The following is a 7,736-nucleotide window of genomic DNA, read 5'->3' as shown; positions in this document are numbered from 1 at the left end:
GCGGGGCCAAATGGGGTTGTCATTCTCACCCTTTGAGATCTTGAGCTCGTCAATCGTGGCCTTGGGCTTGATCTGGACGTCTTTGTAGCCAAGATCCTTCATCAGGCGCACAACGAAAAACTGTTCGACCGTCGCCTCGTTACTCAGGGCCCCTAGGTCTCCGAACTTGCTACCTACCACGTCGTCTTCACAGCTAGTGACGCTACCATCAGCGAGGAGGGCTGGACACCCAATGCATCGTGCGAGCATCGCCGGCAGTGAGGGCCGAAGACGAAGGACGATATAGGACTTCGAGGCCCTCCCCTATCCAGGCGACCCCCGCCTCCCCCAAAGAGTGCACCCTTGGAGTGTCTCGTTTGACGATCCTCTACCGAGACACGTCTCGAGGCGATCTGGGCGGCGTCGCGGGCGAGTCTGCGCGTCTCGTAAACGTGTCGCACGAGTTTGGAGTGCAGGACACGACTAAATGCAACAACAGAGCCGGGACATCTCAGCTAGACGCGTCACGGTAGCTACACCCACCGCCTCGAGGTCGTACGGAAAGTGCTCCGCTATTTTAGTCCGCACATCGTTCACCATTCCAGTGCTGGATGCACGTACGATTCGTCGGCCACAGCCCATATATGACGAAGGTCGATTCCGTCGGGGTCGATGCGCGCCACCGTTTCGGGCTTATACATCACCCTGAGCACCGTGTCTGGAGATGAGTTTCCGTATCTGTCTTTCAGGTCGGCTAACGCATCAATGCGCAACATCGCGTCTATGTTCGCGTCTTTGACTGCCTTTAGTATTGGTTTTGTTTGTGCCCTGATCCCGCCCATTGTGACAACGATGACGTGGACTGTATTGTCGTCTTTTGTGTAGACGACAGTGGCTGTTGGAACATCTTCACGAATGACTTCAGTCAACTCGCCTTCAATATTGCGTTCCGGGACCTGCTCAGGGGACGGTTCCGGAGGAGGCTCCGTTGTCGATGACGCAGCTCGAGCCGTCGTCGAGGCGGCCGGAGAACTCGCGCTACCGCCTTCATCAACGCCGGTCGAGACTGCCACGACGATGCCTACGGCCATCAGAGAGCCGATTGCGATCATCCACCGGCGAGAGTTCTTTGGCGGGACAGGTCTGGAAGTTGGGCTACCCTGCGGCGACTTCCCTGGCGCCCTCCATGGGCCAGTCGGACGATTCTGATTCACCGAGGTCTCCTTGAAGTCACGAGGGATAAATGACATAGAGGCAACCAGCGGAAAATGGTGGCTCTTATTTAGAGCTATTTTAGATCACGGGGGGCCTTGCCGGGCGGCGCCTGGCAAGGTCGATCTGGCCCTTCCGAATCCGCAAGGGCCAATGAGGTTGCGGCACACCAGGCTCGGTGCGCGATCGATGGACCAAGGAGTCGGGCCAGCGCAGTGGCGCTCGGCGGCGGCCCTCAAACCGGCTGTTCCCGTTCATTAGCCGTTGTGGAAGGGTTCGCTACCGCCCATACCTACCCCTGTCGCTGCAGAGCGCGGTACAGCGTGGACCGACCCACTCCGAGATCGCGGGCGACTGCCGACGGCCCCTCCCCCGCTTCGATACGGTCGCGGGCGCGAGCGATCTGCTCGTCGGTCAGGACGCGTTTACGTCCCTTGTACTTGCCTTTCGCCTTGGCGATGGCAATGCCCTCAGCCTGGCGTTCACGGATGATGGCTCGCTCGAATTCTGCGAACGCCCCGAGCAGTGAGAGCATCAGATCGGCTCGAGGGTCCTGGGCGCCGGCGGCGTAGGTAGCCCGCTCGTGAACGAACTCCACGCTCGCACCCTTCGCGGTGATCTCTCCAACGATCTGCTTGAGATCGACCAGGGAACGAGCGAGCCGGTCCATCGACGCAACAACCAGCTCGTCACCGTCTCGCAGATACCCGATGCACTCTGCGAGCTTCTCGCGATCAGCACGAGAGCGTGCGGACTGCTTTTCCACATAGACCCGGTCGCACTCCCCCACCGCTTCGAGCTGACGCGCCTCGTTCTGATCCGCGGCCGACACCCGCACATACGCCACCCGCTGCCCGCGCGAGCGCGAAGATCGCCGAGGCGGCGTCGGATCCGGCTTTGGCTTCCCCTCGACGATGTTCTCCGAGTCCGTTGACTCCACCCGGAAGTTCCAGTCCAACTCGTCGCGGCGACGGAACCGAGTCCGCACCTTCCCGCGGGTGACGATGAGCACCTCCTCGCCACCGTCACCCGAACGGTTGAGCAACGTCCCGATCCGATCAGCCACCAGAAGACCCTTTCGCCCGGTTTGTGTATCGATACACTCTAGACCCGACGGGACGATGTTTCACAAGTGGCGAAACACACCCTGCGACACAGCGCCGATGATGGATCGCCGACTGTCCCGCATGGGTGTACCCAGTGACCCATACAGTGTCCGGGGCGTCATCGCCGTCAACCGTCACGTCGATAGCGTTGGAGCTATCCGTGCGGTCACGGCGTCGCGCCGCATTTCAGCCCCTCGGATACCAGTGCACCCGCCATCGGCCCCTCACCACCTGCACAAACACCGACGCCGACCATCGCCATCCGCAGCGATGATCGGCGTCGGTCGTAGAAGCAGGCTCTAGCCCAACGCGACCGCCATCTCGTTCGGCGCACCCGGGGTCTGTCCCGACGCGACGACCTCACCGGTCGCGAGGTCGACGGCGTGGACGGTGTTCTTCGCCGGCTCGCTCACGTAGGCGATGTCCCCGTTCACGACGATGGACGGGTGCGCGTCCTGCCACTCCGCCGGCCCCTCCCAGGGGTCGATCACGTCGTAGGTCTCGGTGATCTCGCCGGTGGCCGGGTCGATCACGTGGATGGCACCGTCGGTGCCGAGCAGGTAGGCCATGTCGTTCGGGCCGCGCACGACGTCGCGCCAGGTGTACCCGACGCCCTCCGGCAGGTCCACGACCTCGTGGGTGCCCGCCTCGGTGTCGATCAGCGCGATCTTGGTGAGCAGGACGCTCTCGGCGTCCGGGTCGTCCTTGTAGTCACCAACGACGAGCGGGCTGTCCTCGCTCACGTACGCGTTGCCCATTCGGCCGTACTCGTCGGGAGCCGTGATCTTCTCGAACTCCCCGTCCTGGTAGACCAGGGCGCCGTCCTCGCAGCCGAAGATCACAGTCTCGCCGGCAGCGGTGCCTTCGCCGTGGATGCCGGGGCACTCCTCGTTGCGGGCGATCTCCTCGCCGTCGGCGTCGACGGCGAACGCGCCCGTGCGGCCCTCGTCGTCACCGATGGTGGTGAGGAAGGTGCCGTCGGTCAGCACGATCGAGACACCGTGGTGGGCCTGGTCGCCGGGGATGGTCTCGAACTCGGGGAGCTCGCCCTCGGCGTCGGCGAGTGCCGCGGTGTCAAAGACGAAGGTGTCACTGGTCCCGTCGTCGTACAGCACGGTCTTGTCGGCGTGGCGGACGACGTGCGCCGGGGTCTCGGCCTCGATCACCAGGTCGGTGAGCTCGGGAACCGAGGTGTCGAGCACCTGGAACCCGTCGGACGTGGTCACCAGCACGGTCTGCCCGTCGCCGAACGCGTTCAGGCGGGTGAATTCCTCGGTCTCGAACTCCTCGATGACCTCCAGGGTCTCGCCGTCGAGGACCGCGATGCCGTTCTCGTACGCCACGGCCAGGCGGTTCTCCGAGGAATCCGCCTCCGAGGCTGCCGAGGTGGTGGTGGCGGCGGTGTTCTGTGCCTCGGCGTCGTCTCCGTCAGCGTCGCCGCCACCGGTGCCGCAGGCGGTCGCGAGCAGCGCTGCCGTCGCGATCATCGCGACCGCTCCGGCCCCGCGGGTATGTCGTGTTCTCATCAATCGTCCTTCTTTTTTCGTAGGTGGTCAGGTGGAGAGCCCGTCGACGATGCGCTCGGTGTTCGCGCGCATCATCTCCAGGTAGCTGGGGGCGCCTTCGCCCGGTTCGGTGAGCGACTCGGTGAACAACTCGATCACCCGGGTGTCGATACCGGCCTCGCTCGCGAGTACCTGCACCAGCCGATCCGGCTGGGAGGACTCGGCGAAGATCGCGGGGACGCCGGCCTCGGTGATCGCCGAGGCGAGCCCGTCGAGGTCGGAGGCGCTGGGGGAGGCGAGGGTGGTCCCGCCGGGGATGGCCGCGCCGAGGACGCGGAAGTCGAAACGCTCGGCGAGGTAGCCGAAGACGTGGTGGTTGGTCACGAGGGCGCGGTTGTCCGCCGGGATGGTGTCGAAGGCCGCGGTCATCTCGTCGTCGAGCTCGTCGAGCTCCTCCCGGTACCGGTCGGCGCCCGCCTCGACGGCAGCCCGGTCGATGCCGTCGACCTCCACCAGCTCGGCCTCCAGCGCGTCGACCACGTCGACCATGCGGGCCGGGTCGGTCCAGAAGTGCGGGTCGGCGGTGCCGCCGGCATCCCCTTCCGAGTAGTCGATGACCTCGACCTGCTCCCCCGCGACGAGCATCGGCACGCCGGTGTCGGCCACCCGGTCGAGGTGCTGCTGGAGCCCCTCCTCGAGCCCCAATCCGTTGGACACCACCAGGTCGGCGCGATCCATCAGGCTCGCCTCCTGGGCGGAGATCTCGAACGAGTGCGGGTCGGCGTTGCGCTTCATCAGCGTCGTGACGTCGGCCGCCTCCCCCACCACGTTCTCCACCACGTCACCGAGGATGTTGGTCGTCACGACGATGGTCGGATGGTCGGCCGTGGCGCCGTCCACGATCGCGCACCCGGACAAGGCCAGTCCCGCGGTGACCAGCACGGCGGACAGCATCGAGCGCCGCCTCATCGTCCGGTCTCCGCGACGAAGTCAGGCGAGGTGGGTGTCTCCAGGCTCCGGGCAACGCGCGCGTCCCCGCGGTAGTCGATCTCGTGGACGACCCCCGCGACGGGGTCGTTGACGTACGCCCGCTCCCTGTCGACGGTGAGCTCGATCCCGGCGGAGGTCTCCGGCGTCGCGACCGCCTCGGCCAGCAGTGGATCGGTGGCAGCGATCTCGGTCCCGGCCTCGCCGTCGAAGACGCGGATGCGGCCCTGCCGGTCCACAGCCACCACGTGGGAGTCGTCGTCGCTCGCCGCCGAGACCTGCACCAAGGGCTGATCCGTCGGCACGAACTGCCACTCGCGCGCCCGGGTGTCGAGCAGCCAGAAGCCCTGGTCCCCGGCGAGCGCGGCCACGGCCGGGCGGCCCTTGCGGCCCCGGAAGTCGGCCGCGCGCGGCGCCTGGGTCCCCTCGGGGAAGGCGATGTGCTCGAACTGTGGTTCGCCCTCCTCGTAGGTGGCCAGTATCGCCCCGTCCGCGCACCCCACGACCACACCGATGCGGGTGGTCACGGCGCCCTGAGCGTCTGCGCAAGGCGCCGTGGCACCGTCGACCGGCGAACCGTCGGCCCCGTAGAACTCGACCCCGGACACGGTTCCCGACTCGTCGACGGTGGTGACCAGCGCGCCACCGCCGAGGGGGGCGGACAGACCCTCGTGTGGCTCGGTCTCGAAGCGAAAGACCTCCTCGACCCGGCCCTCGGACAGGGCCTCGTTGCTGAGCAGTACCGCGTCGCCCGACTCGGGGAAGAAGACCCCGGTGCCGCCGGTGGTCGCGTTCCCGGAGGTCGTCACGATCGCCGGTCCGTCGCCGGGCACGGACCCCAGGATGCTCGGGGAGGTCCGGTAGTAGTGGAAGTGATCGACGTGGTCCCACGTCCACACGCCGCTGTCGACGATCTCCACGCCGGCGTCGGTGTCGGCGAACAGGTACCGACCGTCCGAGGTGACCGCCGTGGGCGGGTCGATGCTTCCCGGTTCGGTCGTGGTCCCGTCCAGCAGGTTGAGCATCCCGACCGCACCGGTGCGGTCGATGCTCACCAGGTGTAGCTGCGGCTCGGCCACCTCTTCGGCGCCCTCGATCTCACCGTGCCCGCTGCCGGTCCCCTGCGGTGAGGACTCCTCCACAATCGGGGCGGTCCCGGCCGTGGCGGCGTCCGGGTCGTCCGGGCCACCCGCGCATCCGGTGAGTATCAGGGCGACGACGACGCCGAGGGGGGCGATCGATCTGAGGGTGTTCATGCTCTGCTTTCTCGAGGGGTGTCTCACGGTGCGGGTGCGTCCGCTGTGGCCGGGGCGGCCGGACTGACCAGGGGGCGGTGGCGCGAGAGCCGGGTGGTCCGAAGCGTCTGGCGGGCCGCGTGCACCGACGCCGAGACCCCGGCCAGGGCGATCGCCGAGAACGCGATGGAGGAGCCGGCGGCCGTCCCGGCGTGCCACGAGGCGAGCAGACCGATCACCACGGCGGCGCTCCCGAACACCGCGGCGAGTGCCATGGTCGACGGGATGCGCCTGGTCCATCGGTTCGCGGCGACCACGGGGGCGAGCAGCAGAGCCACCACCAGCAGGGTCCCGACGGCCTGGTACGACGCGACTACCGCGAGGGTCACGAGTCCGACCAGCGCAACCTGTGCGACCCTCGGCCGCAGCCCCAGGGTCTGGGCGACGCGGGGGTCGAAGGCCGCGGCGACGAAGGCCCGGTGGAAGTGGGCGGCCACGGCCAATGTGACCGCCAGCGCGGCGGCCAGGGTGACGAGTTCGGGACCGCGGATCGCCAGGATGTCACCGAAGAGGATGGCCGTGGCGTCCGTGGCGAAGCTGCCGGAGTGGGACACGATGATCACCCCGACAGAGAGCATCGTGACGAACAGCAGCCCGATCGTGGTGTCGTAGGAGAGCTTGCCGCGCTTCTGCAGTGCCCCGATCGCCGCGCTCATCGCCACCGCGCTGACCGCCCCGCCCACCAGTGCCGGAAAGCCGAGAACTGTGGCCAGGGCGACTCCCGGGAGCATCCCGTGCCCGATCGCCTCGCCGAAGAACGCCATGCCCCGGATGACGACCCAGGTGCCGACCACCCCGCAGATCACGGCCACCAGGACGCCGCCGACGAGAGCACGCGCGACGAACGCGGTGCTGAACGGATCGAGGAGCAGGGACACGAGGACGTACAGTATCCATAACGGGATTCATTATCAACAAGGAGTCACAGAGCATGTCCCCACCAGGTCCGGCCATCAGCGCCCACGGGCTGTGTTTCGGCTACGCGGGTCGAGAGGTACTCCACGACGTCTCCGTGGAGCTGACATACGGCACCCTCACCGCCTTCGCCGGGCCCAACGGTTCAGGCAAATCCACGCTCGTGGAACTGCTCGCCGGCGTCCGGGCGCCCCTGAGGGGCGAGGTGCACCGGCTCGGCTCCGTCGCGCTCGTCGTCCAGCGGCCCGCCGCGCCGGAGACCCTCCCTCTCACGGTCCGCGACACAGTCTCGATGGGGACGTGGGGGCGGCGGATCGGCAGGCGGGAGGCCCGCGGCGTCGTGTCCGAGATGATCGAGGCGGTCGGCCTGGACGGTCTCGAGTCCCGCTCCCTGACGGAGTTATCCGGTGGCCAGCGACAGCGTGCCCTTCTCGCGCAGGCGCTCGCGAGCCGCGCCGACATCGTATTGATGGACGAACCGGATGCCGGGTTGGATTCCGCCAGTCGGGAGCACATCCACGACCTACTGGTCGAGCAGGCCGCCCGGGGCGTCGCCGTCGGGTGCGCGTCCCACGACGAGCGCTTTGTCGCCTCCGCCGATCGCGTGGTCCGGCTGGAGGCCGGGCACGCGACCACACACCGCACCACGGGAGCACGGGCGGCTACCCTCTGAGCATGTCGAACCCTCGGTGGGAGCGGGCGCGCGCGTCCGCCGCCCGAATCGCAGCGGGCGCCCG

At 67.3% G+C, this 7,736-nt stretch carries 8 protein-coding genes; 1 reads left to right on the top strand and 7 read right to left on the bottom strand.

Going from position 1 to position 7,736, the window contains the following annotated elements:
• From G6027_RS18490 to aztB, 7 genes are all read right to left on the bottom strand, one after another.
• Positions 1-249, bottom strand: a 249-nt coding sequence (locus G6027_RS18490) for a hypothetical protein (RefSeq protein WP_206682513.1), incomplete at its 3' end; no start/stop codon positions are given.
• A 323-nt stretch (positions 250-572) separates the two neighbouring features.
• Positions 573-1,091 (bottom strand): hypothetical protein, encoded by a 519-nt coding sequence (locus G6027_RS17630; protein ID WP_182638277.1) that lies wholly within the window; start codon positions 1,089-1,091, stop codon positions 573-575.
• 392 nt (positions 1,092-1,483) lie between these two features.
• Entirely contained in the window at positions 1,484-2,257 is a 774-nt protein-coding gene (locus G6027_RS17625; RefSeq protein ID WP_182638276.1) for a recombinase family protein, read from the bottom strand.
• Positions 2,258-2,596: 339 nt separating this feature from the next.
• On the bottom strand, positions 2,597-3,823 hold the full coding sequence (aztD, locus tag G6027_RS17620; RefSeq protein WP_182638275.1) for a zinc metallochaperone AztD: 1,227 nt from the start codon (positions 3,821-3,823) through the stop codon (positions 2,597-2,599).
• Positions 3,824-3,850: 27 nt separating this feature from the next.
• The gene (aztC, locus tag G6027_RS17615; protein ID WP_182638274.1) at positions 3,851-4,771 is read right to left on the bottom strand and encodes a zinc ABC transporter substrate-binding protein AztC; all 921 of its coding nucleotides are present in this window, start codon (positions 4,769-4,771) and stop codon (positions 3,851-3,853) included.
• Positions 4,768-6,045, bottom strand: coding sequence for an ABC transporter (locus G6027_RS17610; protein WP_182638273.1), 1,278 nt, complete (start codon positions 6,043-6,045; stop codon positions 4,768-4,770). Before G6027_RS17610 ends, aztC begins: the two co-directional genes overlap by 4 nt.
• Before the next feature lie 23 nt (positions 6,046-6,068).
• The gene (aztB, locus tag G6027_RS17605; protein WP_182638272.1) at positions 6,069-6,962 is read right to left on the bottom strand and encodes a zinc ABC transporter permease AztB; all 894 of its coding nucleotides are present in this window, start codon (positions 6,960-6,962) and stop codon (positions 6,069-6,071) included.
• Between the two features lie 53 nt (positions 6,963-7,015).
• Between aztB and aztA the strand changes: the two genes are divergently transcribed.
• Positions 7,016-7,672, top strand: coding sequence for a zinc ABC transporter ATP-binding protein AztA (gene aztA, locus G6027_RS17600; protein ID WP_182638271.1), 657 nt, complete (start codon positions 7,016-7,018; stop codon positions 7,670-7,672).
• Positions 7,673-7,736: the final 64 nt, after the last annotated feature.

The organism is Dietzia sp. SLG310A2-38A2, from assembly GCF_014145095.1.
In the GTDB taxonomy this organism is placed as follows: Bacteria; Actinomycetota; Actinomycetes; order Mycobacteriales; family Mycobacteriaceae; genus Dietzia.
The sequence above is the reverse complement of the archived record's forward strand: the minus strand, read 5'-3'. Positions and strand labels throughout refer to the sequence as shown.

Coding starts and splice junctions, on each gene's coding strand:
- G6027_RS17630 (WP_182638277.1), bottom strand. CDS start 1,091: ATGATCGCAATCGGCTCTCTGATGGCCGTAGGCATCGTCGTGGCAGTC.
- aztD (WP_182638275.1), bottom strand. CDS start 3,823: ATGAGAACACGACATACCCGCGGGGCCGGAGCGGTCGCGATGATCGCG.
- aztC (WP_182638274.1), bottom strand. CDS start 4,771: ATGAGGCGGCGCTCGATGCTGTCCGCCGTGCTGGTCACCGCGGGACTG.
- G6027_RS17610 (WP_182638273.1), bottom strand. CDS start 6,045: ATGAACACCCTCAGATCGATCGCCCCCCTCGGCGTCGTCGTCGCCCTG.
- aztA (WP_182638271.1), top strand. CDS start 7,016: ATGTCCCCACCAGGTCCGGCCATCAGCGCCCACGGGCTGTGTTTCGGC.